General features: G+C 66.9%; 25 protein-coding genes. 16 read left to right on the forward strand and 9 right to left on the reverse strand.

Going from position 1 to position 25,725, the window contains the following annotated elements; genetic code table 11:
* The first annotated feature begins 71 nt into the window (after positions 1 to 71).
* From tusD to VV867_RS24755, 6 genes are all read left to right on the forward strand, one after another.
* Positions 72 to 464 carry a sulfurtransferase complex subunit TusD gene (gene tusD / locus VV867_RS24730; protein WP_328567823.1) on the forward strand — a complete coding sequence of 131 codons (393 nt, stop codon included), beginning with the start codon at positions 72 to 74 and terminating at the stop codon, positions 462 to 464.
* Positions 464 to 823, forward strand: coding sequence for a sulfurtransferase complex subunit TusC (tusC, locus tag VV867_RS24735; protein WP_089394858.1), 360 nt, complete (start codon positions 464 to 466; stop codon positions 821 to 823). The genes tusD and tusC overlap by 1 nt, the downstream gene beginning before the upstream one ends.
* Positions 823 to 1,122: a sulfurtransferase complex subunit TusB gene (gene tusB / locus VV867_RS24740; protein ID WP_109935857.1), complete on the forward strand. Its 300-nt coding sequence runs from the start codon at positions 823 to 825 to the stop codon at positions 1,120 to 1,122. Before tusC ends, tusB begins: the two co-directional genes overlap by 1 nt.
* Positions 1,119 to 1,454: a TusE/DsrC/DsvC family sulfur relay protein gene (locus tag VV867_RS24745; RefSeq protein ID WP_109935856.1), complete on the forward strand. Its 336-nt coding sequence runs from the start codon at positions 1,119 to 1,121 to the stop codon at positions 1,452 to 1,454. Before tusB ends, VV867_RS24745 begins: the two co-directional genes overlap by 4 nt.
* Entirely contained in the window at positions 1,451 to 2,452 is a 1,002-nt protein-coding gene (locus VV867_RS24750) for a glycosyl transferase family protein (protein ID WP_328567824.1), read from the forward strand. The genes VV867_RS24745 and VV867_RS24750 overlap by 4 nt, the downstream gene beginning before the upstream one ends.
* 83 nt (positions 2,453 to 2,535) lie before the next feature.
* Positions 2,536 to 3,537: a glutathione S-transferase family protein gene (locus tag VV867_RS24755; RefSeq protein WP_109935854.1), complete on the forward strand. Its 1,002-nt coding sequence runs from the start codon at positions 2,536 to 2,538 to the stop codon at positions 3,535 to 3,537.
* Positions 3,538 to 3,878: 341 nt separating this feature from the next.
* Here VV867_RS24755 and VV867_RS24760 read toward each other — a convergent pair whose 3' ends face one another.
* The 6 genes from VV867_RS24760 to ftsK are packed head-to-tail and all read right to left on the reverse strand — an operon-like array spanning position 3,879 to position 11,362.
* Positions 3,879 to 4,208: a lysozyme inhibitor LprI family protein gene (locus VV867_RS24760; RefSeq protein ID WP_109935853.1), complete on the reverse strand. Its 330-nt coding sequence runs from the start codon at positions 4,206 to 4,208 to the stop codon at positions 3,879 to 3,881.
* 17 nt (positions 4,209 to 4,225) lie between these two features.
* Complete coding sequence (gene cysG, locus VV867_RS24765) at positions 4,226 to 5,611, reverse strand: siroheme synthase CysG (RefSeq protein WP_328567825.1); 1,386 nt, start codon at positions 5,609 to 5,611, stop codon at positions 4,226 to 4,228.
* Position 5,612: 1 nt separating this feature from the next.
* The gene (gene serS / locus VV867_RS24770; RefSeq protein ID WP_275626929.1) at positions 5,613 to 6,893 is read right to left on the reverse strand and encodes a serine--tRNA ligase; all 1,281 of its coding nucleotides are present in this window, start codon (positions 6,891 to 6,893) and stop codon (positions 5,613 to 5,615) included.
* A 42-nt stretch (positions 6,894 to 6,935) separates the two neighbouring features.
* Positions 6,936 to 8,261, reverse strand: coding sequence for a replication-associated recombination protein A (locus tag VV867_RS24775; RefSeq protein WP_328567826.1), 1,326 nt, complete (start codon positions 8,259 to 8,261; stop codon positions 6,936 to 6,938).
* 32 nt (positions 8,262 to 8,293) lie between these two features.
* A complete protein-coding gene (lolA, locus tag VV867_RS24780; RefSeq protein WP_089394866.1) occupies positions 8,294 to 8,917 on the reverse strand; it encodes an outer membrane lipoprotein chaperone LolA in 624 nt (207 codons plus the stop codon).
* Between the two features lie 12 nt (positions 8,918 to 8,929).
* Entirely contained in the window at positions 8,930 to 11,362 is a 2,433-nt protein-coding gene (gene ftsK / locus VV867_RS24785) for a DNA translocase FtsK (protein WP_328567827.1), read from the reverse strand.
* Positions 11,363 to 11,555: 193 nt separating this feature from the next.
* Between ftsK and trxB the strand changes: the two genes are divergently transcribed.
* The 4 genes from trxB to infA all read left to right on the forward strand — a co-directional run bounded on the left by trxB (position 11,556) and on the right by infA (position 14,310).
* Positions 11,556 to 12,509, forward strand: coding sequence for a thioredoxin-disulfide reductase (trxB, locus tag VV867_RS24790; protein WP_275626931.1), 954 nt, complete (start codon positions 11,556 to 11,558; stop codon positions 12,507 to 12,509).
* A 37-nt stretch (positions 12,510 to 12,546) separates the two neighbouring features.
* On the forward strand, positions 12,547 to 13,251 hold the full coding sequence (aat, locus tag VV867_RS24795) for a leucyl/phenylalanyl-tRNA--protein transferase (protein WP_328567828.1): 705 nt from the start codon (positions 12,547 to 12,549) through the stop codon (positions 13,249 to 13,251).
* Positions 13,252 to 13,282: 31 nt separating this feature from the next.
* The gene (locus VV867_RS24800) at positions 13,283 to 13,990 is read left to right on the forward strand and encodes an arginyltransferase (RefSeq protein WP_089394870.1); all 708 of its coding nucleotides are present in this window, start codon (positions 13,283 to 13,285) and stop codon (positions 13,988 to 13,990) included.
* A 101-nt stretch (positions 13,991 to 14,091) separates the two neighbouring features.
* Positions 14,092 to 14,310, forward strand: a complete 219-nt coding sequence (infA, locus tag VV867_RS24805) for a translation initiation factor IF-1 (protein WP_002553999.1) — start codon at positions 14,092 to 14,094, stop codon at positions 14,308 to 14,310.
* A gap of 95 nt (positions 14,311 to 14,405) precedes the next feature.
* Here the strand turns inward: infA and clpA are convergent, their stop codons facing one another.
* Entirely contained in the window at positions 14,406 to 16,679 is a 2,274-nt protein-coding gene (gene clpA / locus VV867_RS24810) for an ATP-dependent Clp protease ATP-binding subunit ClpA (RefSeq protein ID WP_275626932.1), read from the reverse strand.
* Between the two features lie 27 nt (positions 16,680 to 16,706).
* Positions 16,707 to 17,069 carry an ATP-dependent Clp protease adapter ClpS gene (gene clpS / locus VV867_RS24815; RefSeq protein WP_024128657.1) on the reverse strand — a complete coding sequence of 121 codons (363 nt, stop codon included), beginning with the start codon at positions 17,067 to 17,069 and terminating at the stop codon, positions 16,707 to 16,709.
* A 227-nt stretch (positions 17,070 to 17,296) separates the two neighbouring features.
* Between clpS and cspD the strand changes: the two genes are divergently transcribed.
* The gene (cspD, locus tag VV867_RS24820; RefSeq protein ID WP_109933562.1) at positions 17,297 to 17,572 is read left to right on the forward strand and encodes a cold shock domain-containing protein CspD; all 276 of its coding nucleotides are present in this window, start codon (positions 17,297 to 17,299) and stop codon (positions 17,570 to 17,572) included.
* A gap of 80 nt (positions 17,573 to 17,652) precedes the next feature.
* Here cspD and icd read toward each other — a convergent pair whose 3' ends face one another.
* Positions 17,653 to 18,909: an NADP-dependent isocitrate dehydrogenase gene (gene icd, locus VV867_RS24825; RefSeq protein ID WP_109933561.1), complete on the reverse strand. Its 1,257-nt coding sequence runs from the start codon at positions 18,907 to 18,909 to the stop codon at positions 17,653 to 17,655.
* 357 nt (positions 18,910 to 19,266) lie between these two features.
* Between icd and VV867_RS24830 the strand changes: the two genes are divergently transcribed.
* The 5 genes from VV867_RS24830 to purB all read left to right on the forward strand — a co-directional run bounded on the left by VV867_RS24830 (position 19,267) and on the right by purB (position 25,692).
* Positions 19,267 to 21,489, forward strand: coding sequence for an NADP-dependent isocitrate dehydrogenase (locus VV867_RS24830; protein ID WP_109933560.1), 2,223 nt, complete (start codon positions 19,267 to 19,269; stop codon positions 21,487 to 21,489).
* Positions 21,490 to 21,934: 445 nt separating this feature from the next.
* The gene (locus VV867_RS24835; protein ID WP_109933558.1) at positions 21,935 to 22,402 is read left to right on the forward strand and encodes an NUDIX hydrolase; all 468 of its coding nucleotides are present in this window, start codon (positions 21,935 to 21,937) and stop codon (positions 22,400 to 22,402) included.
* A gap of 40 nt (positions 22,403 to 22,442) precedes the next feature.
* Positions 22,443 to 23,582: a tRNA 2-thiouridine(34) synthase MnmA gene (gene mnmA, locus VV867_RS24840; RefSeq protein ID WP_328567829.1), complete on the forward strand. Its 1,140-nt coding sequence runs from the start codon at positions 22,443 to 22,445 to the stop codon at positions 23,580 to 23,582.
* Positions 23,579 to 24,205, forward strand: coding sequence for a high frequency lysogenization protein HflD (gene hflD / locus VV867_RS24845; protein ID WP_089394794.1), 627 nt, complete (start codon positions 23,579 to 23,581; stop codon positions 24,203 to 24,205). Before mnmA ends, hflD begins: the two co-directional genes overlap by 4 nt.
* A 116-nt stretch (positions 24,206 to 24,321) precedes the next feature.
* A complete protein-coding gene (gene purB / locus VV867_RS24850) occupies positions 24,322 to 25,692 on the forward strand; it encodes an adenylosuccinate lyase (RefSeq protein ID WP_328567830.1) in 1,371 nt (456 codons plus the stop codon).
* Positions 25,693 to 25,725 lie beyond the last annotated feature (33 nt).

Here is a 25,725-nt window from a genome sequence, read left to right on the forward strand (position 1 = left end):
CCTTTTCCGGCGCAGCAAAATCCCCGCACTGGCCTTATCATCGCGCTGTAATCCGCCGACCGGCCCATGCCATGAAATTCGCCATTGCCCTCTTCGCTCCTCCCCACTCGCCCGCCGCCCGGCGCGCCCTGCGCTTCGCCGAGGCGGTGCTCGCCGGCGGCCACGAGATCGTCCGCCTGTTCTTCTACCAGGACGGCGTGCACAGCGCCTCGAGCAACCCGGTGAGCGGCCAGGACGAGCTGGACGTGGCGGCGGCCTGGACGCGCTTCGTCGAAGAGCACCGGCTCGACGCCGTGGTATGCATCGCCGCCGCCCTGCGCCGTGGCGTGCTCAACGCCGAGGAGGCCGCGCGCTACCAGCGCCCGGCGGCCAACCTGCAGGCGCCCTGGGAGCTGTCCGGCCTCGGCCAGCTGCATGAAGCGGCACAACTGGCGGACCGCCTGGTCTGCTTCGGAGGCGACTGATGGCCAAGTCCCTGCTGATCGTCAGCCGCCAGGCCCCGTGGAGCGGCCCCGGAGCCCGCGAGGCGCTGGACATCGCCCTGGCCGGCGGTGCCTTCGACCTGCCCATCGCCTTCCTCTTCCTCGACGATGGGGTGTTCCAGCTGGCGCCCGGCCAGGCCCCCGCCAGCCTCGAACAGAAGGACCTGCAGGCCAACCTGCAGGCCCTGCCGCTGTTCGGTGTCGAAAGGCTCTACGCCGCCGCCCGTAGCCTCGCCGAGCGCGGCCTGCCCAGTGCAGGCCTGAACCTGCCGGTGGAAGTGCTGGACGACCTCGCGCTGCGCCAGCTGACCCAGCAATACGACCAGGTGATCACCCTCTGATGAGCACGCTGCATCTGCTTTCCCACTCCCCGTTCGGCGATGGCCGCTTCGACAGCTGCCTGCAACTGCTGTCCCACGACGACGGCCTGCTGCTCAGTGGCGATGCCGTCTACGCCCTTGCCGCCGGCAGCGCCCCGCGCCAGCGCCTGGAGCACCTGTCCAACGCCTGCTTCGCCCTCGCCGAGGACCTGCAGGCGCGCGGCCTGCAGGCACAGCTGCCGGCCAACCTGAAGGCGCTGGACTACCCCGCCTTCGTCGAACTCTGCACCCGCTACGACAAGGTCAACGCCTGGCTATGACTACCCTGATGGTGGAAGGGCGCGGCATCGCCCTGGACAAGGACGGCTACCTGCAGTACCTGGACGACTGGTCGGTGCCGGTCGCCGAGGCCCTGGCCCAGCAGGAAGGCCTGCACCTCTCGCCGGAGCACTGGGAAATCCTCCACCTGCTGCGCGAGTTCTATGCGCAGTTCCAGCTGTCGCCGGCCAACCGCCCGCTGATCAAGTACGTAGCCCAGCGCCTGGGCGCGGAAAAGGGCAGCAGCCTGCACCTCAACCTCCTGTTCAAGGGCACCCCGGCCAAGCTTGCCGCCAAGCTCGCCGGCCTGCCGAAGCCGACCAATTGCCTATGACCGCCGCTCCCCTCGTCCTGCAGACACCCGCCGAACACCCCTTCGCGCAGTTCGTGCGCATCCTCGGCAAGGGCAAGCGCGGCGCGCGCAGCCTGACCCGCGAGGAAGCCCGCGAGGCCCTCGGCATGATCCTCGATGGCCAGGTCGAGGAGGCGCAGCTGGGCGCCTTCCTGATGCTGCTGCGGCACAAGGAGGAAAGCGCCGACGAGCTGGCCGGCTTCACCGAAGCCGTGCGCGCCCGCCTGGACGCACCGCGGATCGCCGTCGATCTCGACTGGCCCAGCTATGCCGGCAAGAAGCGCCACCTGCCCTGGTACCTGCTGGCCGCCAAGTGCCTGGCCGGCAGCGGCACCCGCGTGCTCCTGCACGGCGGCGGCGCGCACACCGCCGGGCGCCTGTACACCGAGCAGTTGCTGCAGGCGCTGGACATCCCGCTGTGCCGCGACTGGAACGCGGTGGGCGAAGCGCTCGACCGCGGCGGCCTGGCCTTCGCCCCGCTGGTGGACTGGATGCCGGTGCTGCAGCGGGTGATCGACCTGCGCAACACCCTCGGCCTGCGCTCGCCCATCCACTCCCTGGTGCGCCTGCTCAACCCGCTGGGGGCCACCTGCATCCTGCAGAGCATCTTCCACCCCGGCTACCAGGAGACCCACCGCGAAGGCAGCCGCCTGCTCGGCGACCGCGCCATCGTGATCAAGGGCGAAGGCGGCGAGATCGAGATCAACCCGGACAGCCCGGCGCACCTCTACGGCACCGAGGCGGGCCAGAGCTGGGACGAGGAATGGCCGGCCCTCTCGGCGCTGCGCCACGTCAAGCCGGAGCGGCTGGAGCCGCAGGTGCTGGCGGAGGTCTGGCGCGGCGAACGGGAGGACGCCTACGGCGAACTGGCGGTGGTCGCCACCATCGCCCTGGGCCTGCGCGGGCTGGGCCGCGACCGCGAGGCGGCCTTCGCCGAGGCCCGGCAACGCTGGGCTGCCCGTGACAAATCGATCGGATAGATAGTTTCCACCCTGTTTTTGCAGCGATCCATCGATGGCAAGGGCGTAGACTGGCTCCCATACCCTTTCATGAGGAGCCAGTCATGGGACAGCTCATCGATGGCCGCTGGCATGACCAGTGGTACGACACCAGCAAGGACGGCCACTTCCAGCGCGAGAACGCGCAACGCCGCAACTGGGTCACCGCCGACGGCAGCGCCGGCCCCAGCGGTGAAGGCGGCTTCCGCGCCGAGGCCGGGCGCTACCACCTGTACGTTTCCCTGGCCTGCCCCTGGGCGCACCGCACGTTGATCTACCGCCAGCTCAAGGGCCTGGCCGGGCTGATCGACGTCTCGGTGGTCAGTTGGCTGATGCTGGAGAACGGCTGGACCTTCGACCGCAGCCTGGGCTCCACCGGCGACGCCCTGGACGGCCTGGAGTTCCTGCACCAGCGCTACACCCGCGACGACCCGCACTACACCGGCCGCGTCACCGTGCCGGTGCTGTGGGACAAGCAGCGCAAGCGCATCGTCAGCAACGAGTCGGCGGAAATCATCCGCATGTTCAACTCGGCCTTCGACGGCCTGACCGGCAACGACCTGGACCTCTACCCCACGCCGTTGCAGGGCGAGATAGACGCGCTGAACGAGCGCATCTACCCGGCGGTGAACAACGGCGTGTACCGCGCCGGCTTCGCCACCACCCAGGCGGCCTATGAAGAGGCCTTCGTCACCCTGTTCGAGGAACTCGACTGCCTGGAGAAGCGCCTGGGCGAGCGGCGCTACCTGGCCGGCGAGTACCTGACCGAGGCCGACATCCGCCTGTTCACCACGCTGGTGCGCTTCGACGCCGTGTACCACGGGCACTTCAAGTGCAACCTGCGGCGCCTGGCGGATTACCCGAACCTGTCCGGCTGGCTGCGCGAGCTTTACCAGTTGCCGGGAGTGGCGAGCACGGTGAACTTCCAGCACATCAAGAACCACTATTACGGCAGCCACCGCACCATCAACCCGACCGGCATAGTGCCGCTGGGGCCACAGCAGGACTTCAGCGGGCCGCACGGGCGCGGGCACCTGCCGGGCAAGGGGATTGCGCGCAAGGGTTGAAGGCGCAACGGTCTTGAACCTCGGCGAGGCCCATGCGGCATGGCGATGGGTATCGCTTCGCTCCACCCATCCTACGGAATCGGCGCTTCGGGTTCGGCCACGGCGTTGGCGGCAAGAACAGCAATGGCGTACAACCGCGAACGGTTGTACGCCCTACGGGTGGGCCTGGCGTAGGGCGCATAACGCCTCCGGCGTTATCCGCCGTTTGACCTTGGCCGCATTCCGCTCGGTGCCGGGCACGGAGCCGCCGTCGGAGGCGCGCCACGGAGTTGCCGACAGGAAAGGTGTAGCGGCGGATAACCGCGAACGGTCATTCGCCCTACGGTCAGGAATTCGGCGCCTCAGAGCGGCTTGTCGATGCCGTCGTAGATTTTCTGCAGGGCGTCCAGGCGTTCCTGGTAGCGTTTCTTCAGGCAGGCCTTGTTGCTGCCGCAGGCGCGGCGCTGGTCCAGCCAGGCCAGCTGGGCGTCGCCCATGTTGCCGCGCATGCCCATGGCGAACAGGCCGCTGAGCAGGCGGTAGGTGGTGGCCATCTGCACGTCCAGCTCGGACAGCTGGCGGTCGGCGCAGATGGCTTTTTCATCGGTGTGGCGCGCCTTCCTGCAGTCGAAGCTGGCGGCGCCGGCCGGCAAGGCCGCGGCAGCCAGGGCGCAGGCCGCGCCCCAGGCCATCGTAGCGCGCCAGGCTTTCATCGCTGACCTTCGAACCAGGCGAGCTTGTCGCGCAGGGTGACCACCTCGCCGACTATCACCAGCGTCGGCGCGTGCACCTCGTGCTCGGCGACCAATTGCGGCAGATTGGCCAGGGTACCGGTGAACACCCGCTGGTGTTCGGTGGTGCCCTGCTGGATCAACGCGGCGGGCGTGTCGGCGGAGCGGCCGTGGCGCACAAGCTCCTCGCAGATCACCGGCAGGCCCACCAGGCCCATGTAGAACACCAGGGTCTGGCCCGGGGCCACCAGGTTGTTCCACGGCAGGTCGCTGGTGCCGTCCTTCAGGTGGCCGGTGACGAAGCGCACCGACTGGGCGTAGTCGCGGTGGGTCAGCGGGATGCCGGCGTAGGCCGCGCAGCCGCTGGCCGCGGTGATGCCCGGCACCACCTGGAAGGGGATGCCGTTGGCCGCCAGCTCGTCGATTTCCTCGCCGCCGCGGCCGAAGATGAACGGGTCGCCGCCCTTCAGGCGCAGCACGCGCTTGCCCTGTTTGGCCAGCTCGACCAGCTTGCGGTTGATCTCGTCCTGGGGCACCGCGTGGTCCGCGCGGCGCTTGCCGACGTACAGGCGGTCGGCGTCGCGGCGGCACAGTTCGAGGATGGCCGGGGCCACCAGGCGGTCGTAGAGCACCACGTCGGCCTGCTGCATCAGGCGCAGGGCGCGGAAGGTCAGCAGGTCCGGGTCGCCGGGGCCTGCGCCGACCAGGTAGACCTCGCCACGGGCTTCGGCCTGGCCTTTTTCCAGCTTGTCCGCCAGCAGGCGCTCGGCTTCCGCCGGCTGGCCGGCGAGCATGCGTTCGGCCACCGGGCCCTGGAACACCTCTTCCCAGAACTGGCGGCGCTGTTGCAGGTCCGGCAGGCGCCGCTTGACCGCTTCGCGGAAGCGGCTGGCCAGCCCGGCCAGCTGGCCGTAGGTGGCGGGGATCCAGGTTTCCAGCCGTGCCCGCAGCAGGCGCGCCAGCACCGGCGCGTCGCCGCCGCTGGAGACGGCCACCAGCAAGGGCGAGCGATCGACGATGGCGGGGAAGATCACGCTGCACAGCGCCGGCGCGTCCACCACGTTGACCGGCACGCCGCGGGCGTGGGCATCGCGGGAGACCTGGGCATTCAGCGGCTCGTCGTCGGTGGCGGCGATGGCCAGCACGCAGTCGGCCAGGTCGCCCTCGGCGTAGCGGCGTTCGAGCAGTTCGCCAGCGCCCTGCTCCACCAGTTCGCGCAGCTCGCTGTGGACCTGGGGCGCGACCACCCGCAGCACGGCGCCCGCGCTGTCGAGCAGGCGCGCCTTGCGCAGGGCGACCTCACCGCCGCCGACCAGGAGTGCGCGACGCCCGCGCAGGACGTGGAACAGCGGCAGCGCATCCATCTCAGCCGATCACCTCGATGCCGCCCATGTAGGGCTTGAGCACCTCGGGGACGCGGATGCTGCCGTCGGCCTGCTGGTAGTTCTCCAGCACGGCGACCAGGGTGCGGCCCACCGCCAGGCCGGAGCCGTTGAGGGTGTGCAGCAGTTCCGGCTTGCCGGTTTCCGGGTTGCGGAAGCGCGCCTGCATGCGGCGGGCCTGGAAGTCGCCGCAGTTGGAGCAGGAGGAAATCTCGCGGTACTTGTCCTGGCTCGGCACCCAGACTTCCAGGTCGTAGGTCTTGGCCGCGCTGAAGCCCATGTCGCCGGTGCACAGCGCCAGCACGCGGTACGGCAGCTCCAGGGCCTGCAGCACCTTCTCGGCGTTGCCGACCAGGCTTTCCAGGGCTTCCCAGGACTTGGCCGGGTCGACGATCTGCACCATCTCGACCTTGTCGAACTGGTGCTGGCGGATCATCCCGCGGGTATCGCGGCCCGAGGCGCCGGCTTCGCTGCGGAAGCACGGGGTGTGGGCGACGAACTTCAGCGGCAGCTCCCGGGCGTCGAGGATCTGCCCGGCGACGATGTTGGTCAGCGAGACTTCGGCGGTGGGGATCAGGTACAGGTCGGCCTCGCCATCGCGGCCGATCTTGAACAGGTCTTCCTCGAACTTCGGCAGCTGGCCGGTGCCCTGCAGCGCCGGCGCCTGCACCAGGTACGGGGTGTAGGCCTCCTCGTAGCCGTGCTCGCGGGTGTGCAGGTCGATCATGAACTGCGCCAGGGCGCGGTGCAGGCGGGCGATGGGGCCGCGCATCAGGGCGAAGCGGGCGCCGGACAGCCGCGCGGCGGTCTCGAAGTCCAGCCAGCCGTGCTGCTCGCCGAGGGCGACGTGGTCCTTGATGGCGAAGTCGAAGCTGCGCGGGGTGCCCCAGCGGCGCACTTCGAGGTTGTCTTCCTCGTCCGCGCCCACCGGCACCGACTCGTGGGGCAGGTTGGGGATGGTCAGCAGCAGCGCGTCCAGCTCGGCCTGGATCACGTCCAGCTCGCGCTTGCCGGCTTCCAGCTCGTCGGCCATGCGGTTGACCTCGGCCTTGAGCGGCTCGACGTCCTCGCCACGCTTCATGGCCTGGCCGATCGACTTGGAACGCGCGTTGCGCTCGGCCTGCAGGGTCTCGGTGCGGGTCTGCACGGACTTGCGCTGGTTCTCCAGCGCCTCGATGCGCGCCACGTCCAGGGTGAAACCGCGGGCGGCGAGGCGGTCGGCCACTTCCTGCGGCTGGGTGCGTACCAGTTTGGAATCGAGCATGGTCTGTTCTCGTGTCTAGTGTCGGCGGCGCTCGGGCGCCGCTCAGGATTTTCTGCGTTTTCTCGGGCTGGCCCGGTCCAGGGCCGCCAGGTGCTTGAGCTTCTCGCCGATCTTCAGTTCCAGGCCACGGGGCACGGGCTGGTAATACTGGCGCGGTTCGAGCCCTTCGGGGAAGTAGTCTTCCCCGGCGGCGTAGGCGTCGGGTTCGTCATGGGCGTAACGATACTCCTCGCCGTAGCCGAGGTTCTTCATCAGTTTGGTCGGTGCGTTGCGCAGGTGCAGCGGCACTTCCAGCGAGCCGTTCTCGGCGACGTCGCGGCGCGCCGTGTTGTAGGCGTTGTAGACCGCGTTGCTCTTCGGCGCGCAGGCCAGGTAGACGATGGCCTGGGCGATGGCCAGTTCGCCTTCCGGGCTGCCCAGGCGCTCCTGCACGTCCCAGGCGTGCAGGCACAGGGTCAGGGCGCGGGGGTCGGCGTTGCCGATGTCCTCGCTGGCCATGCGCACCACGCGGCGGGCGATGTACAGCGGGTCGCAGCCGCCGTCGAGCATGCGCGCGTACCAGTAGAGCGCGCCGTCGGGGCTCGAGCCGCGCACCGACTTGTGCAGGGCGCTGATCTGGTCGTAGAAGGCCTCTCCGCCCTTGTCGAAGCGCCGGCGGCTGTCGCCCAGCAGGTTCTGCAGCAGCTCGGGGCTGATCTCGCCGCCGTCCTCGGCCAGGTCGGAGGCGTTCTCCAGCAGGTTGAGCAGGCGTCGGCCGTCACCGTCGGCGGCGGCCATGAGGATGGCGAAGCTTTCCTCCGGCAGGCTCAGGTGGCGCTTGCCGAGGCCCTTGTCCTCGCTCAGCGCGCGCTGCACCAGCTTGCGCAGGGCGGCCTCGTCCAGGCTTTTCAGCACGTAGACGCGGGCCCGCGAGAGCAGTGCGTTGTTCAGCTCGAACGAGGGGTTCTCGGTGGTGGCGCCGATGAAGATCAGGGTGCCGTCTTCGACGTAGGGCAGGAAGGCGTCCTGCTGGCTCTTGTTGAAGCGGTGCACCTCGTCGACGAAGAGGATGGTGCGGCGGCCGTACTGCGCGGCCTGCTGCTTGGCCATCTCCACCGACTGGCGGATTTCCTTCACCCCCGAGAGCACCGCGGAGATGGTCTCGAAGTGGGCGTCGGAGACCTGCGCCAGCAGCTTGGCCAGGGTGGTCTTGCCCACCCCCGGCGGGCCCCAGAAGATCATCGAGTGCAGCGCGCCCTGCTCCAGCGCCTCGCGCAGCGGCTTGCCGCGGGCGAGCAGGTGCTCCTGGCCGACGTATTCGTCCAGGCTGGCGGCGCGCAGGCGCGCGGCCAGGGGCTGGGCTACGGGTTCGGAACGGAACAGGTCCACGCTGCTACCTCACAGGCGCCGGCGGCGCCCGCTCACTCCTGGATGACGTCGACGCCCTTGGGCGCCTCGAAGACGAACTGCTTGGCGTCCACCGGCTGGTTCATCTTCACGTCGAAGAACAGGATGTTGGTGCGCTGGCCGACGCTGTCGATCAGCTGCATGTCGTTGACCACCCCGTTGCGGAAGGAAATCCGCAGGTTGTCGAACAGGGTGTCCTTGTCCTTCGGCTTGAGGATGAAGTCGACCACGTTGCCGCCGTCCTTGCTGGTGATGTCGAAGCTCTCGTGGATCTTCGAGATGTCACCGGAGAGCAGCAGCGCCGGGGTCTGGGTCAGGCGCTGGTCGAGCTTCTGGATGGTCACCTGCTGCAGGTCCGGGTCGTACAGCCAGATCTTCTCGCCGTTGGAGATCAACAGCTGCTCCTGGGGCGCGTCGGTGTGCCAGCGGAACAGGCCCGGGCGCTTGAGCGCCAGGTTGCCGGCGGTCTCCTGCAGGCGGGTGCCGCTGCCGTCCAGGGTCAGCTGGGAGAAGCGCGCGCTCAGGGTCTGGGCCTTGCTCAGCATCGCACTCAGGCGCTGGGTGGCGGCATCGTCGGCGTGGGCCTGGATGCCGGCGACGGCCAGCGCGGCAAGCACGAGCATGCGGATCAGTCGCATGGAAATCCTCGATCAGTCGCGGATGGGGGCCGGCGCGGTCACTTCGCGCGAGCCGTTGGAATTCATCGGGGTGACCACACCGGCCATTTCCATCGCCTCGATCATGCGCGCGGCGCGGTTGTAGCCGATCTTCAGCTTGCGCTGCACCGCGGAGATGGAGGCGCGGCGGCTCTCGGTGACGAAGCGTACGGCCTCGTCGTACAGCGGGTCGTCCTCGCTACCCTCGCCACCTTCACCGCCGCCGCCACCTTCGAAGCTGCCGCCACCGCCTTCATCGGCGCCGGCGAGGATGTCCTCGATGTAGTCGGGCGCGCCGCGCAGCTTCCAGGCCTCGACCACGCGGTGTACCTCGTCGTCGGAGACGAAGGCGCCGTGGACGCGGATCGGCAGGCCGGTGCCCGGCGGCAGGTAGAGCATGTCGCCGTGGCCCAGCAGCTGTTCGGCGCCACCCTGGTCGAGGATGGTCCGCGAGTCGATCTTGCTCGACACCTGGAAGGCGATGCGGGTCGGGATGTTGGCCTTGATCAGGCCGGTGATCACGTCCACCGAGGGGCGCTGGGTGGCGAGGATCAGGTGGATGCCCGCGGCCCGCGCCTTCTGCGCGATACGGGCGATCAGCTCTTCGACCTTCTTGCCGACGATCATCATCATGTCGGCGAATTCGTCCACCACCACCACTATGGTCGGCAGCGTGTGCAGCAGCGGCGCCTCGTCTTCCATGCTTTCGCGGCGGTACAGCGGGTCGGTCAGCGGCGTGCCGGCCTCCTCGGCGTCCTTCACCTTGCGGTTGAAGCCGGCCAGGTTGCGCACGCCCATGGCGGCCATCAGCTTGTAGCGCCGCTCCATCTCGGCGACGCTCCAGCGCAGGGCGTTGGCCGCCTCCTTCATGTCGGTGACCACCGGGCAGAGCAGGTGCGGGATGCCCTCGTAGATCGACAGTTCGAGCATCTTCGGGTCTATCATGATCAGCCGCGCATCCTGGGGCGTGGACTTGAACAGGATCGACAGCAGCATGGCGTTCACCCCCACCGACTTGCCCGAGCCGGTGGTACCGGCCACCAGCAGGTGCGGCATCTTCGCCAGGTCAGTGATGACCGGGTGGCCGCCGATGTCGTGGCCCAGGGCCAGCGGCACGGTGGACTTGTGCTCGTCGTACTCCGGGGTCATCAGCACTTCGGAGAAGCGCACCATCTGCCGGTCTTCGTTGGGGATCTCGATGCCCACGGTGGTCTTGCCGGGGATGACCTCGACCACCCGCACGCTGATCACCGCCAGCGAGCGCGCCAGGTCCTTGGCCAGGTTGGAGATGCGGCTGACCTTCACCCCCGCCGCCGGCTGGATTTCGAAACGGGTGATCACCGGGCCCGGATGCACCGACTCGACCACCACCTCGACGCCGAACTCCTTGAGCTTGATCTCCAGCAGGCGCGACATGGCCTCCAGCGACTCCGGGGAGTAGCTGCGCTTCTTCTCGCCGGCCGGATCGAGGATCGACAGCGGCGGCAGGGTGCCTTCGACGGCGGTGTCGACGAACAGCGGCGCCTGTTTTTCCTTGAGCACGCGCTTGCTGGGCTCGGCGGGCTTGGGCGGCGGCGGCGCGTCGATCTTCGGCGCCGGGCGCTTCTCGCGCTCCTGCACGCTCTTGGCCAGGGCCTCCTCGCGCTCGATCAGGCGTTCCTTGACCTTGGCCTGCTCGCGGCGGTCCGGCACCACGGGCGCAGCCACCTCGGCAACGCGCTCGTCCACCTCGCGCAATTGCGCGACCAGCTGCCGGTGCTCGCTGCGCGCGCTCCACCAGCGGTTGAAGGCGTTCTGGATCAGCTCGAAGAGGTCCAGGGTGATCTTCCCGGTGACGTCCATCACCTGGAACCAGGACAGGTCGGCGAACACGGTCAGGCCGAACAGGAACAGGGCGATGAACAGCAGGGTGCTGCCCTGCACGTTGAGGGCGTTCAGCGCCAGTTGGCCGAGGCTCTCGCCCACGGCGCCGCCGGCGGAGGCCGGCAGGTGGCCGCCACCGATGTGGAAATGGATGTAGGCCAGCGCCGAGCCGGAGAGGATCAGGAACACCAGGCCGATCAGCCGCCAGGAGAACAGCCAGCCGCTGAACTCCCAGGACATGTGGCGCTTGCGGAAGATCTGCCAGGTCTTGACCCCCAGCAGCAGCGGGAACAGGTAGGCGAAGTAGCCCAGCGCGACGAAGAGGATGTCGGCGCTCAGGGCCCCCAGGCGACCAGCGGCGTTCTGCACCTGCTCGACGTGGCTGGAATGGCTCCAGCCCGGATCGGACGAATCGTAGGTGAGCAGCGCCATCCACAGGTAGAGGCAGAGCGCGCCGAGCGCGATCAGGGCCCCTTCCTTCAGGCGAATGTGCAATTGCTGACGCCAGGCTGCGGCGTGGCTAGCGGTGGTCGAGTCCTTCAAAACGCGTCTATTCCTGCGCACTGGGCGCGTCCGAGAGTCATCTGGCGACAAAACGGGCCTATTGTACGGCTTTGGCCGCTCGATGCCACAGGGCCCGCCACGGCGCCTTTTGCCGCCTTTTCCAGGTTCGGTGTAGCATAGCCCACCAAGGTTTCACGGCAGCTCAATTGGAGCATGCATTCTCTTACGTGACAAAGGCTTATGGAGTCTTTTTATGAGTGAAGTCAAGCATTCGCGCCTGATCGTCCTGGGCTCCGGCCCGGCGGGTTACACCGCTGCCGTGTACGCCGCGCGGGCCAACCTCAAGCCTGTTGTCATCACCGGCATCCAGCCCGGCGGCCAGCTCACCACCACCACCGAGGTCGACAACTGGCCCGGCGACGTCGAGGGCCTGACCGGTCCCGCCCTGATGGAGCGCATGGAGCAGCACGCCAAGCGTTTCGATACCGAGATCGTCTACGACCACATCCACACCGCCGAGTTGCAGCAGAAGCCGTTCATCCTCAAGGGTGACAGCGGCACCTACAGCTGCGACGCCCTGATCATCGCCACCGGCGCCTCCGCGCAATACCTGGGCATGGCTTCGGAAGAGGCCTTCATGGGCAAGGGCGTCTCCGCCTGCGCCACCTGCGACGGCTTCTTCTACCGCAACCAGGTGGTCTGCGTGGTCGGCGGCGGCAACACCGCGGTCGAGGAAGCGCTGTACCTGGCCAACATCGCCAAGGAAGTGCACCTGATCCACCGCCGCGACAAGCTGCGCTCGGAGAAGATCCTCCAGGACAAGCTGTTCGAGAAGGCGAAGAACGGCAACGTGCGCCTGCACTGGAACACCACCCTGGACGAAGTCCTGGGCGACGACATGGGCGTGGTCGGCGTGCGCCTGAAGGACGTGAACAGCGGCGAGACCCGCCAGTTGGACCTGGCCGGCGTGTTCATCGCCATCGGCCACAAGCCCAACACCGACCTGTTCACCGGCCAGCTGGAAATGCGCGACGGCTACCTGGTGGTCAAGGGCGGCGGCGAAGGCAATGCCACCGCCACCAGCATCCCCGGCGTGTTCGCCGCCGGCGACGTGGCCGACCACGTCTACCGCCAGGCCATCACCTCGGCGGGCGCCGGCTGCATGGCCGCGCTGGACGCCGAGAAATACCTCGACGACAGCCACTGACAGGCCCGGGGAGGGCCCCGCCCTCCCCTACCCCGCCATGCTCAGCTGGCTTTCCCGCGGCAATTTCGACTTCCCGCCCCTCGACCAGGCCCTGCACGAGCCCAACGGCCTGCTCGCGGCCGGTGGCGACCTCGACCCGCGCCGCCTGGTGGCCGCCTACCGCCACGGCTGCTTCCCCTGGTACCAGGACGACCAGCCGATCCTCTGGTGGTCGCCGGACCCGCGCACCGTGCTCTTCCCCGACGAACTGCACGTCTCCCGCAGCCTGGCCAAGTGCCTGCGCCAGGGCCGCTACCGGGTGACCTTCGATACCGCCTTCGACCAGGTCATCGCCGCCTGCGCCGCCCCGCGCGACTATGCCGACGGCACCTGGATCACCCAGCCGATGCAGGACGCCTACCGCCAGTTGCACCGCCAGGGCATCGCCCACTCGGTGGAAAGCTGGGACGGCGAGCAGCTGGTCGGCGGCCTCTACGGCCTGACCATGGGCCGGCTGTTCTTCGGCGAGTCCATGTTCAGCCGCGCCGACAACGCCTCCAAGGTGGCATTCGTCACCCTGGTGCAACATCTGCGCGCCGCCGGGTTCGTATTGATCGACTGCCAGATGCCCACCCAGCACCTGCACAGCTTCGGCGCCCGCGCCATCAGCCGCGCCGACTTCGCCAGCCACCTGCGCCGTCATCTCGACGAAACGCCGCTCTGCGACTGGCGTTCGCAAGCGGACTCGCGCGGACTGGCATAAACTTGCCAGAGGGTTATCGCGGGGGTTGACCATGACCGAACTGGCCCGACTGAAGTTCTACGCGACGCAGCCGCACCCATGCAGCTACCTGCCCGAGGAGCAGGCCACCACTCTGTTCCTCGATCCCAGCCAGCCCATGGATGCGCAGCTGTATGCCTCGCTGTCGGAAGTCGGTTTCCGTCGCAGCGGCGAGCACCTCTATCGCCCGCACTGCCAGCACTGCACCGCCTGCATCCCGGCGCGCATCCCCGCCGGCGGCTTCCAGCCCAACCGCCAGCAGAAGCGCATCATCAAGCGCAACGCCGACCTCAAGGTGCTCAAGCGCCGCCCGGCCTTCACCGAGGAGTACTACGCGCTGTACATGCGCTACATCGAGCAGCGCCACGCCGACGGCGACATGTACCCGCCCAGCCGCGACCAGTTCAGCACCTTCCTGGTGCGCGACCTGCCGTTCAGCTGCTTCTACGAGTTCCGCCTGCAGGGCCGCCTGCTCGCCGTGGCGGTCACCGACGTGCTGCCCAACGGCCTGTCGGCGGTCTACACCTTCTACGACCCCGACGAGGAACGCCGCAGCCTGGGGCGCTACGCCATCCTCTGGCAGATCGCCGAGACCGAGCGCCTGGGCCTGTACGCGGTGTACCTGGGCTACTGGATCAAGAACTGCCGGAAGATGAACTACAAGACCCAGTACCGGCCCATCGAACTCTTCGTCAACCAGCGCTGGGTGGCGCTCAGCTGAAGCCGGTGCGCCGCTTCTGGCGTATGACATGGATTTCAGGCACAATACTCGCCTTTTTTCAGGCCACCCAGGCCATTCATAGACACCGAGGGCTCTACTGCATGTCGAAAGAAGACAGCTTCGAAATGGAAGGCACTGTCGTCGACACCCTGCCCAACACCATGTTCCGCGTGGAGTTGGAGAACGGGCACGTCGTTACCGCGCACATCTCCGGCAAGATGCGCAAGAACTACATCCGCATCCTGACCGGCGACAAGGTTCGCGTCGAACTGACTCCCTACGACCTGAGCAAGGGTCGCATCACCTACCGCGCACGCTGAGCGCCGAGCGCAAGGTGAAACCGGGCTCCGGCCCGGACGAATAGCAAAACGCCCGGCATTGCCGGGCGTTTGCGTTTGGGCCGAAAAGCCGACCGTCAGGCCGGCTCCGCGGTGACCACCTCGTACTCGAAGACCAGCTCGCCGTCCTTCAGGTCGATGTGCGCCACGCCACCGTGCTCGGCCAGTTCGCCGAACAGGATCTGCTCGGCCAGGGGCCGCTTGATCTTGTCCTGGATCAGCCGCGCCATCGGGCGAGCGCCCATCTGCGGGTCGTAGCCCTTCTCCGCCAGCCAGTTGCGCGCCGTGTCGCTGACCTCGAGCTGGACGCGCTTGTCCTCCAGCTGCGCCTGCAGCTCGGTGAGGAACTTGTCGACCACGCTCTTGATCGTCTCGTGGCTGAGCCGGCCGAACTGGATAATGGTGTCCAGGCGGTTGCGGAACTCCGGCGTGAAGCTCTTCTTGATCACTTCCATGGCATCGCTGGTGTGGTCCTGCTGGCTGAAGCCGATGGAGGCCCGTGCCGCGGTTTCCGCGCCGGCGTTGGTGGTCATGATGACGATGACGTTGCGGAAGTCCGCCTTGCGCCCGTTGTTGTCGGTCAGGGTGCCGTGGTCCATCACCTGCAGCAGCAGGTTGAAGACTTCCGGGTGGGCCTTCTCGATCTCGTCCAGCAACAGCACGCAGTGCGGCGTCTTGGTGATGGCCTCGGTGAGCAGGCCGCCCTGGTCGAAGCCGACGTAGCCCGGCGGGGCGCCGATCAGCCGCGATACCGTGTGCCGCTCCATGTACTCGGACATGTCGAAGCGCACCAGTTCCACGCCCAGCGCCTTGGCCAGCTGGCGCGCCACCTCGGTCTTGCCCACCCCGGTGGGGCCGGCGAAGAGGAAGGAGCCGACCGGCTTGTCCGGCGACTTCAGCCCCGCCCGGGACAGCTTGATGGCGGTGGACAGCGACTCGATGGCCGCGTCCTGGCCGAACACCGTCAGCTTGAGGTCGCGCTCCAGGTTGCGCAGCAGCTCCTTGTCCGAACTGGTGACGTGCTTGGGCGGGATCCGCGCGATCTTCGCCACTATGTCCTCGACCTGGGCCACCTCGATGCGCTTCACGCGCTTCTCTTCCGGCTGCAGGCGCTGGTAGGCGCCAGCCTCGTCGATGACGTCGATGGCCTTGTCCGGCATGTGCCGGTCATTGATGTAGCGTGCGGCCAGCTCGGCGGCGGCGCGCAGGGCCTCGTCGCTGTACTCGACGTGGTGGTGCTGCTCGAAGCGCGGCTTGAGCCCCTTGAGGATGCCCACGGTGTCTTCCACCGATGGCTCGGTGACGTCGACCTTCTGGAAGCGTCGCGCCAGGGCGCGGTCCTTCTCGAAGATGCCACGGAATTCCTGGAAGGTGGTCGAGCCGATGCAGCGGATCTCGCCCGAGGAAAGCAGCGGCTTGAGCAGGTTGGACGCATCCATCACCCCGCCGGACGCCGCGCCGGCGCCGATGATGGTGTGGATCTCGTCGATGAACAGTACCGCGTGCGGGCGCTTGCGCAACTCGTTGAGCAGCGCCTTGAAGCGCTTCTCGAAGTCACCGCGGTACTTGGTTCCGGCCAGCAACGCGCCCAGGTCCAGGGAATAGACCACGCTGTCGGCCAACAGGTCCGGCACCTGGCCGTCGACGATGCGCTTGGCCAGGCCTTCGGCGATGGCAGTCTTGCCGACACCGGCCTCGCCCACCAGCAGCGGGTTGTTCTTGCGCCGCCGGGCGAGGATCTGCGCCACGCGCTCCACCTCGGATTCGCGGCCGACCAGCGGGTCGATGCGGCCCTGGCGCGCCAGGTCGTTGAGGTTGCTGGCGTAGGCGTCCAGCGGGTGGCTGGAAGTGGAGGACTCGCCGCCCTCCTCGTCCTGCATCTCCTGGTCGCTTTCCTGGTGCTCGGCATGGCCGGGCACCTTGGAGATGCCGTGGGCGATGTAGTTCACCACGTCGATGCGGGCGACGCTCTGCTGCTTGAGCAGGAACACCGCCTGGCTCTCCTGCTCGCTGAAGATGGCCACCAGCACGTTGGCGCCGGTCACTTCGCGCTTGCCGGAGCTCTGCACGTGGAACACCGCGCGCTGCAGCACGCGCTGGAAGCCCAGGGTCGGCTGGGTCTCGCGGTCCTCGTCGTGCTGCGGGATCAGCGGCGTGGTGGAATCGATGAATTCCTGCAGATCACGACGCAGCTTGTCCAGGTTCGCCCCGCAGGCGCGCAGCACGGTGGCCGCCGCCTCGTTGTCCAGGAGCGCCAGCAGCAGGTGCTCGACGGTCATGAACTCATGCCGTTTTGCCCGCGCTTCCTTGAAGGCGAGATTGAGGGTGACTTCGAGCTCTCGATTCAACATGGCTTCACCTCGCTCCAAACATCCGCATCAGCTTTCTTTCTCAATCTCACACAACAGTGGATGCTGGCTCTCCCTCGCATACTGATTGACCTGCATGGCCTTGGTCTCGGCGATGTCACGGGTGAACGTGCCGCAGACCGCCTTGCCCTGAGTATGTACGGTCAACATGACCTTGGTCGCCTGCTCCCGGTTCATGTTGAAGTACAGCTCCAGTACCTCTACCACGAAATCCATCGGCGTGTAGTCATCGTTGAACATGATGACCCTGTACATCGGCGGAGGTTTCAGGGCCGGCTTGGATTCCTCGACCGCGAGCCCGGCCCCCTCTTCCTCAAGGGGATCGGGACGGTCCTGATTGAATGTTAGTCGAATCTGGCTACTTGCATGCATGCTGGAATAAATGGGTTCGCAACGTGGGAATTAAAGGCCTGAGTGGAGTTTGACCTGAATCTCAGGCGCGGACGAGAGCGCCTTGACTAACCCCAAAACGGTGTTACAAACAAAGGATACCCCACAGCGGGTATCAGGCGTTCTGCGGCCCTGGAATCTCTAGGGTTGGAGCGGAATCGTAGTGGATGATACTCCAGCGATGGAGTCCTTTGCAGAGGGATATCAGCATGCTCAGCGGTAAGGTCAAGTGGTTCAACAACGCCAAGGGCTATGGGTTCATCCTGGCCGACGGCCGAGATGAGGACCTGTTCGCTCATTACTCGGCGATCCAGATGGATGGCTACAAGACGCTCAAGGCCGGCCAGCCGGTCAGCTTCGAGATCCTGCAAGGTCCGAAGGGTCTGCATGCGGTGAACATCCAGCCGATCGGCGCCAGCGCGCCGGCCAGCACCGCCCAGGCCAGCCCCAGCAGCGAGGTGCAGAGCGTCACCGCAGAAGCCTGATCCCCCTGCCCCGCCATTACCGGCGAAGCAAATGAAGAAAGGCCGGCGAGCACCGGCCTTTTTTCGTTGTCTCACGCCTGTTACATCTTGGCGATCATGGCCTCGCCGAACTCCGAGCAGGACGCCAGCTTGGCGCCTTCCATCAGCCGCTCGAAGTCGTAGGTCACGGTCTTGGCCGCGATGGCGCCGTTCATCCCCTTGATGATCAGGTCGGCCGCCTCGCTCCAGCCCATGTGCCGCAGCATCATCTCGGCGGAGAGGATCAGCGAGCCCGGGTTGACCTTGTCCTGCCCGGCGTACTTGGGCGCGGTGCCGTGGGTCGCCTCGAACATGGCCACCGAATCCGACAGGTTGGCCCCCGGGGCGATGCCGATGCCGCCCACTTCCGCCGCCAGGGCGTCGGAGAGGTAGTCGCCGTTCAGGTTCAGGGTGGCGATCACGTCGTATTCGGCCGGACGCAGCAGGATCTGCTGCAGCATGGCGTCGGCGATCACGTCCTTGACCACGACGTTGCGCCCGGTCAGCGGATTCTTGAACTGCATCCAGGGGCCGCCGTCCAGCAGTTCGGCGCCGAACTCCTCGCGGGCCAGCTCGTAGCCCCAGTCCTTGAAGGCCCCCTCGGTGAACTTCATGATGTTGCCCTTGTGCACCAGGGTGACCGAGCTGCGGTCGTTGTCCACGGCGTACTGCAGGGCCTTGCGCACCAGGCGCCGGGTGCCTTCCCGGGATACCGGCTTGATGCCGATGCCGCAATCCTCGGTGAAGCGGATCTTCTTGACGCCCATCTCCTCGGTGAGGAACTTGATGATCTTCTGCGCCTCGGGCGAGCCGGCCTTCCACTCGACGCCGGCGTAGATGTCCTCGGAATTCTCGCGGAAGATCACCATGTCCACGTCGCCGGGCTTCTTCACCGGGCTGGGCACGCCTTCGAACCAGCGCACCGGGCGCAGGCAGACGTAGAGGTCGAGCTGCTGGCGCAAGGCCACGTTGAGGGAGCGGATGCCGCCGCCGACGGGGGTGGTCAGCGGCCCCTTGATGGACACCACGTAGTCGCGCACGGCCTCCAGGGTCTCTTCGGGCAGCCAGGTGTCCTGGTCGTAGACCTGGGTGGCCTTCTCGCCGGCATAGACCTCCATCCAGGCGATCTTGCGCTGGCCCTTGTAGGCCTTTTCCACGGCTGCATCGACGACGTCTATCATCACCGGGCTGATATCAACGCCGATGCCGTCGCCTTCGATGTAGGGAATGATCGGGTTGTTCGGTACATTCAGGGAATTGTCGGCATTGACGGTGATGCGCTCACCTGCGGCCGGCACCTGGATCTTCTGGTATCCCATGCTGAACTCCGTGTTGTGGTTGAACCCTGTTGCAGCCCCTGAGGGTAGCCCAGTTGCCCGCCCCTAACCACAAACTTATGCCTTAGTCTAAAAGCCTCGGATGCGTCACCCCGCCGATAGAGTGGTATACTGCGCGCCGTGACTTCACAGTCATCGAGGTCCGGGCCGTCTGGGACCAGACCCCTCTCCTCGCAACGGCCACGTCGCCACCCTGACGTGGTCGTACAACGCTCTACTGGCGCCCCAATATCCCCGCGGCAATTCTCGAATGCCGGCACCTTGCCGTGTCGGACGAAAGCGCCCACCAAGGCGTATCGAGACTCTGTGCGCGCCCAGCAAAGAAGAGAGTCATAGTAGATGTCCAACCGCTCGAAGATCACCTACACCTTCACCGACGAAGCACCCGCCCTCGCCACCTACTCGCTCCTCCCGATCGTCAAGGCCTTCGCCGCCTCCGCCGACATTGACGTCGAAACCCGCGACATCTCTCTTGCAGGACGCATCCTCGCCGCCTTCACCGACAAGCTCGGCGACAAGACCATCGAAGACGACCTGGCCTACCTGGCCAAGCTGGCCACCGCCCCCGACGCCAACATCATCAAGCTGCCGAACATCAGCGCCTCGGTACCCCAGCTCAAGGGCGCCATCGCCGAGCTGCAGGCCCTGGGCTACGCCGTCCCGGACTTCCCGGAAGACCCGCAGACCGACGAAGAGAAAGACACCCGCGCCCGTTACGCCAAGATCCTCGGCAGCGCCGTGAACCCGGTCCTGCGCGAAGGCAACTCCGACCGCCGCGCCCCGGCCGCGGTCAAGGCGTACGCCCGCAAGCACCCGCACAGCATGGGCAAGTGGAGCATGGCCTCGCGTTCGCACGCCGACTACATGCGCGGCGGCGACTTCTTCTCCAGCGAGCAGTCGGTCACCGTTCCCAAGGCCGGTGAAGTGCGCATCGAGTTCGTCGGCAAGGACGGCAAGGTCGAGCTGAAGAAGAAGCTGGCCCTGCAGGAAGGCGAAGTCCTCGACAGCATGTTCATGAGCTGCAGCAAACTGCGCGCCTTCTTCGAGAAGACCCTGCAGGACTGCAAGGAAACCGGCGTCATGTGGTCCCTGCACGTCAAGGCGACCATGATGAAGATTTCCCACCCGATCGTCTTCGGCCACGCCGTCACCGTCTACTACAAGGACGTGTTCGACAAGTACGGCAAGCTGTTCGAAGAGCTGGGCGTGAACCCGAACAACGGCATCTCCAGCGTCTACGACAAGATCAAGTCGCTGCCGGCCTCCCAGCAGGAAGAAATCCTCCACGACATCCACGAGGTGTACAGCCACCGCCCGGAAATGGCGATGGTCGACTCGGTCAAGGGCATCACCAACCTGCACATCCCCAGCGACGTGATCGTCGACGCCTCCATGCCGGCGATGATCCGCAACTCCGGCCAGATGTGGGGCAAGGACGGCAAACAGAAGGACACCAAGGCGGTGATGCCGGAGAGCACCTACGCCCGCATCTACCAGGAGATGATCAATTTCTGCAAGACCAACGGCGCCTTCGACCCGACCACCATGGGCAGCGTGCCGAACGTCGGCCTGATGGCGCAGAAGGCCGAGGAATACGGCTCCCACGACAAGACCTTCGAGATGGAAGCCGACGGCACCATGCGCGTGGTCGACGCCGACGGCAAGGTGCTGATGCAGCACGAAGTCGAAGCCGGCGACATCTGGCGCGCCTGCCAGACCAAGGACGCCCCGATCCGCGACTGGGTCAAGCTGGCCGTCACCCGCGCCCGCCAGTCCAACACCCCGGCCATCTTCTGGCTGGACCCGGAGCGCGCCCACGACAACGAGCTGCGCAAGAAGGTCGAGCTGTACCTGAAGGACCACGACCTGACCGGCCTGGACATCAGCATCAAGGGCTACAACGAAGCCATCCGCACCAGCATGGAGCGCATGATCCGCGGCCAGGACACCATCTCGGTGACCGGCAACGTACTGCGCGACTACCTGACCGACCTGTTCCCGATCATGGAACTGGGCACCTCGGCCAAGATGCTCTCCATCGTTCCGCTGATGGCCGGTGGCGGCATGTACGAGACCGGTGCCGGCGGTTCGGCGCCCAAGCACGTGCAGCAGCTGGTTGAAGAGAACTACCTGCGCTGGGACTCCCTGGGCGAGTTCCTGGCCCTGGCCGTGTCCCTGGAGGAAGAAGGCATCAAGACCGGCAACGCCAAGGCCAAGGTCCTGGGCAAGACCCTCGACGAAGCCACCGGCAAGCTGCTGGACAACAACAAGTCCCCGGCGCGCAAGGTCGGCGAGATCGACAACCGCGGCAGCCACTTCTACCTGGCGCTGTACTGGGCCCAGGCCCTGGCCGCGCAGAACGACGACGCCGAGCTGAAAGCCCACTTCACCCCGCTGGCCAAGACCCTGACCGAGCAGGAAGCGACCATCGTCGCCGAACTGAACGGCGCCCAGGGCAAGGCCGTGGACATCGGTGGCTACTACCGCTCCAACCCGGAGAAAACCAGCCAGGTGATGCGCCCCAGCGCCACCTTCAACGCCGCCATCGACTCGCTGAACTGAGCCGACGGCTAGCGTGACCGACGAAAACCCCGGCCTTGTGCCGGGGTTTTTCATTTCAGGGCGTTAGCGCATACGTTTTTCGGCTTTTCGTAGGAGCGAGCTTGCTCGCGAACAGGCTCCCGGTTGTTTCGGCGTCAGGCTGCGCTCCGCACCCTCTCCCCAGCCCTCTCCCTGAAGGGAGAGGGGGCTAGTCCGTGCCGGCTGGGAGCATGGTTTTAGCCGGATACTTCAGGAGCTGCCGGCGAACTCAGGAGTATCCGAGCATACCGATCGGTCCCCTCTCCCTTCAGGGAGAGGGCTGGGGAGAGGGTTGCGGAGTCAACCCAACACACCGCACCCGCCGGGAGGCACTGTTCGCGAGCAAGCTCGCTCCTACAAAAGCCTCCACCCAACACCGTCCCCACCCTCCAGGGTTATCATGCCCATTTCCCCCGGAGGACCACCCATGCGCTGGCAACCGCATATCACAGTCGCAACCATCGTCGAGGATCAGGGCCGCTTCCTGCTGGTGGAGGAAACCTCCCACGGCAAGGCCGTGCTGAACCAGCCCGCCGGCCACCTGGAGGCCGACGAGAGCCTGCTGCAGGCCGCCGTGCGCGAAACCCTCGAGGAAACCGGCTGGGAAGTCGAACTGACCGCGGTCACCGGCATCTACCTCTATACCGCGCCGAGCAACGGCGTCACCTACCAGCGCGTGTGCTTCGCCGCCCGCCCGCTGCGGCATCGCCCGGAGCTGCCGCTGGACGACGGCATCATCGGCCCGCGCTGGCTGACCCGCGAGGAGCTGGAAGCCCGCAAGGACAGCTGGCGCAGCCACCTGGTAGCGCGCTGCATCGACGACTACCTGGCCGGCGGACGCTTCCCCCTGGCACTGATCCGCGATGCCGAACTGCCCGTGCCGAACCCGGCCTGATAGAATCCCGCTTTTGCACCGAAGCCCGCGATAGCCTGCCATGTCCGATTCCAGCCCCACCTCCCCCGTCCAGCCCGGCAAGGGCCGCGTCATCGTCGGCATGTCCGGCGGCGTGGACTCCTCGGTTTCCGCCCTCCTGCTCAAGGAGCAGGGCTACGAGGTGGAAGGCCTGTTCATGAAGAACTGGGAAGAGGACGACGGCACCGAGTACTGCACAGCCATGACCGACCTGGCGGACGCCCAGGCCGTCTGCGACCGCATCGGCATCAGGCTGCACACTGCCAACTTCGCCGCCGAGTACTGGGACAACGTCTTCGAGTACTTCCTCGCCGAGTACAAGGCCGGGCGCACGCCGAACCCGGACATCCTGTGCAACCGCGAGATCAAGTTCAAAGCCTTCCTCGACTACGCCCTGGCCCTGGGCGCCGACCTGATCGCCACCGGCCACTACGTGCGCCGCCGCGACATCGACGGCCGCACCGAGCTGCTCAAGGGCCTGGACCCGAACAAGGACCAGAGCTACTTCCTCCACGCCGTGGGCGGCGAGCAGATCGCCCGCACGCTGTTCCCGGTGGGCGAGCTGGAGAAGCCGGAAGTGCGCGCCATCGCCGAGAAATACGGCCTGGCCACGGCGAAGAAGAAGGACTCCACCGGCATCTGCTTCATCGGCGAGCGGCGCTTCAGCGACTTCCTCAAGCAGTACCTGCCGGCGCAGCCGGGCGATATCGAGACCACCGGCGGCACCGTCATCGGCCGCCACGCCGGGCTGATGTACCACACCATCGGCCAGCGCCAGGGCCTGGGCATCGGCGGCATGAAGAACGCCGACGACAGCCCCTGGTACGTACTGGAGAAGGACCTGGCGCGCAACGTGCTGGTCGTCGGCCAGGGCAACGACCACCCCTGGCTGTTCTCCCGCGCCCTGCACGCCTCCAGCATCTTCTGGGTGAACCCGCTGGAGCTGCCCGAGCCGCGCGCATTGCGCGCCAAGGTGCGCTACCGCCAGGCCGACCAGGACTGCCTGCTGGAGCGCACCGCCGACGGCTACCGCGCGGTGTTCGACGAGCCGCAGCGCGCCGTCACCCCGGGCCAGTCCGTGGTGTTCTACGACGGCGAGGTGTGCCTGGGCGGTGGCGTGATCGAATCGGCCGAGCCGGCCTACCCCAAGGAGCGTGCATGAGCGAGTTGCGCGACCAACTGATCGCCCTCGCCGGCGTCTTCGAAGCCGCCGCCCTGGTGGACCGCCTGGCCCGCACCGGGCAGATTCCCGAAGCCCCGCTGGGCTGCATGCTCGGCAGCCTGCTGGTGCGCGAGCCGAAGACCACCCTGGACGTGTTCGGCGGCGACATCCACAACCTGCGCGAGGGCTTCCGCGCCCTGGCCAGCGCCCTGGAGCGCGACCCCAACAGCCTGCAGCGCGAACCGCTGCGCTACGCGCTGTCGCTGATCGGCCTGGAGCGCCAGTTGGCCAAGCGCGACGACATGCTCGACCTGATCGGCTCGCGCCTGGACCAGGTGCAGCAGCAGGTGCAGCACTTCGGCCTGGTCCACGAGAACGTCATCGCCTCCTGCGCCGGCCTCTACCAGGACACCCTGAGCACCTTCCGCCAGCGCATCCAGGTGCACGGCGACATGCGCTACCTGCAGATCAACGCCAACGCCGCGCGCATCCGCGCCCTGCTGCTGGCCGGCATCCGCTCGGCGCGCCTGTGGCGGCAGCTGGGCGGCAACCGCTGGCAAATGGTGTTCAGCCGGCGCAAGCTGCTGGGCGAACTGCGCCCGATCCTGCGCGGCGCCGACTGAAGCCGCCGGGGCGCCCGCACGGGCGCCTTCCGTATGGCAGCAAGTACGGGCGAAGGCGCGCCCATTCGTATATGATGTGCGCCCTTTTCGTTGACCGACAGCCACGAGAACGCCCCATGCAGCTTTCCTCCCTTACCGCGGTTTCCCCCGTCGACGGCCGCTACGGCAGCAAGACCAGCGCCCTGCGTCCGATCTTCAGCGAATACGGCCTGATCCGTTTCCGCGTCCTGGTGGAGGTCCGCTGGCTGCAGCGCCTCGCGGCGCACGCCGGCATCCCCGAGGTCGCGCCCTTCTCCGGCGAAGCCAACGCCCTGCTCGACAAGCTGGCCGAGGACTTCCAGCTGGAGCACGCGCAGCGCATCAAGGAAATCGAGCGCACCACCAACCACGACGTCAAGGCCGTGGAGTACCTGCTCAAGGAGCAGGCCGCCAAGCTGCCGGAACTGGCCAAGGTCAGCGAGTTCATCCACTTCGCCTGCACCAGCGAGGACATCAACAACCTGTCCCACGCCCTGATGCTGCGCGAAGGCCGCGACCAGGTGCTGCTGCCGCTGATGCGCCGGATCGCCGAGTCGATCCGCGAGCTGGCGGTCCAGTTCGCCGACGTCCCCATGCTCTCGCGCACCCACGGCCAGCCGGCCTCGCCGACCACCCTGGGCAAGGAACTGGCCAACGTGGTCTACCGCCTGGAGCGGCAGATCAAGCAGGTCGCCGAAGTCGAACTGCTGGGCAAGATCAACGGCGCGGTGGGCAACTACAACGCCCACCTGTCGGCCTACCCGCAGGTGGACTGGGAAGCCAACGCCCGCGAGTTCATCGTCCATGACCTCGGCCTGGCCTGGAACCCCTACACCACCCAGATCGAGCCGCACGACTACATCGCCGAGCTGTTCGACGCCATCGCCCGCTTCAACACCATCCTCATCGACTTCGACCGCGACGTCTGGGGCTACATCTCCCTGGGCTACTTCAAGCAGAAGACCGTGGCCGGCGAGATCGGCTCCTCGACCATGCCGCACAAGGTCAACCCGATCGACTTCGAGAACTCCGAGGGCAACCTGGGCATCGCCAACGCGATCTTCCAGCACCTGGCCAGCAAGCTGCCGATCTCCCGCTGGCAGCGCGACCTGACCGACTCCACCGTGCTGCGCAACCTCGGCGTCGGCTTCGCCCACAGCGTCATCGCCTACGAAGCCAGCCTCAAGGGCATCGGCAAGCTGGAGCTGAACGCCGCGCGCATCGCCGAAGACCTGGACGCCTGCTGGGAGGTCCTGGCCGAGCCGGTGCAGACCGTGATGCGCCGCTACGGCATCGAGAACCCCTACGAGAAGCTCAAGGAGCTGACCCGCGGCAAAGGCATCAGCGCCGAGGCCCTGCAGGTGTTCATCGACGGCCTCGACATGCCCGCCGAAGCCAAGGCCGAGCTGAGGAAGCTGACCCCGGCGAATTACATCGGCAACGCCGCCGCCCAGGCCAAGCGCATCTGACATGCGCTGAACATTTGCACGCCCGGCTGTGCC

Origin of the sequence: Pseudomonas sp. JH-2 (assembly GCF_036231725.1) — a bacterium.
Classification (GTDB): Bacteria; Pseudomonadota; Gammaproteobacteria; order Pseudomonadales; family Pseudomonadaceae; genus Pseudomonas; species Pseudomonas delhiensis.

Bases quoted from the DNA above. Each gene is read 5' to 3' on its own strand.
- tusD (WP_328567823.1), top strand. From the start codon at position 72: ATGAAATTCGCCATTGCCCTCTTCGCTCCTCCCCACTCGCCCGCCGCC.
- tusC (WP_089394858.1), top strand. From the start codon at position 464: ATGGCCAAGTCCCTGCTGATCGTCAGCCGCCAGGCCCCGTGGAGCGGC.
- tusB (WP_109935857.1), top strand. From the start codon at position 823: ATGAGCACGCTGCATCTGCTTTCCCACTCCCCGTTCGGCGATGGCCGC.
- VV867_RS24745 (WP_109935856.1), top strand. From the start codon at position 1,119: ATGACTACCCTGATGGTGGAAGGGCGCGGCATCGCCCTGGACAAGGAC.
- VV867_RS24750 (WP_328567824.1), top strand. From the start codon at position 1,451: ATGACCGCCGCTCCCCTCGTCCTGCAGACACCCGCCGAACACCCCTTC.
- VV867_RS24755 (WP_109935854.1), top strand. From the start codon at position 2,536: ATGGGACAGCTCATCGATGGCCGCTGGCATGACCAGTGGTACGACACC.
- VV867_RS24760 (WP_109935853.1), bottom strand. From the start codon at position 4,208: ATGGCCTGGGGCGCGGCCTGCGCCCTGGCTGCCGCGGCCTTGCCGGCC.
- cysG (WP_328567825.1), bottom strand. From the start codon at position 5,611: ATGGATGCGCTGCCGCTGTTCCACGTCCTGCGCGGGCGTCGCGCACTC.
- serS (WP_275626929.1), bottom strand. From the start codon at position 6,893: ATGCTCGATTCCAAACTGGTACGCACCCAGCCGCAGGAAGTGGCCGAC.
- lolA (WP_089394866.1), bottom strand. From the start codon at position 8,917: ATGCGACTGATCCGCATGCTCGTGCTTGCCGCGCTGGCCGTCGCCGGC.
- trxB (WP_275626931.1), top strand. From the start codon at position 11,556: ATGAGTGAAGTCAAGCATTCGCGCCTGATCGTCCTGGGCTCCGGCCCG.
- aat (WP_328567828.1), top strand. From the start codon at position 12,547: ATGCTCAGCTGGCTTTCCCGCGGCAATTTCGACTTCCCGCCCCTCGAC.
- VV867_RS24800 (WP_089394870.1), top strand. From the start codon at position 13,283: ATGACCGAACTGGCCCGACTGAAGTTCTACGCGACGCAGCCGCACCCA.
- infA (WP_002553999.1), top strand. From the start codon at position 14,092: ATGTCGAAAGAAGACAGCTTCGAAATGGAAGGCACTGTCGTCGACACC.
- clpA (WP_275626932.1), bottom strand. From the start codon at position 16,679: ATGTTGAATCGAGAGCTCGAAGTCACCCTCAATCTCGCCTTCAAGGAA.
- clpS (WP_024128657.1), bottom strand. From the start codon at position 17,069: ATGCATGCAAGTAGCCAGATTCGACTAACATTCAATCAGGACCGTCCC.
- cspD (WP_109933562.1), top strand. From the start codon at position 17,297: ATGCTCAGCGGTAAGGTCAAGTGGTTCAACAACGCCAAGGGCTATGGG.
- icd (WP_109933561.1), bottom strand. From the start codon at position 18,909: ATGGGATACCAGAAGATCCAGGTGCCGGCCGCAGGTGAGCGCATCACC.
- VV867_RS24830 (WP_109933560.1), top strand. From the start codon at position 19,267: ATGTCCAACCGCTCGAAGATCACCTACACCTTCACCGACGAAGCACCC.
- VV867_RS24835 (WP_109933558.1), top strand. From the start codon at position 21,935: ATGCGCTGGCAACCGCATATCACAGTCGCAACCATCGTCGAGGATCAG.
- mnmA (WP_328567829.1), top strand. From the start codon at position 22,443: ATGTCCGATTCCAGCCCCACCTCCCCCGTCCAGCCCGGCAAGGGCCGC.
- hflD (WP_089394794.1), top strand. From the start codon at position 23,579: ATGAGCGAGTTGCGCGACCAACTGATCGCCCTCGCCGGCGTCTTCGAA.
- purB (WP_328567830.1), top strand. From the start codon at position 24,322: ATGCAGCTTTCCTCCCTTACCGCGGTTTCCCCCGTCGACGGCCGCTAC.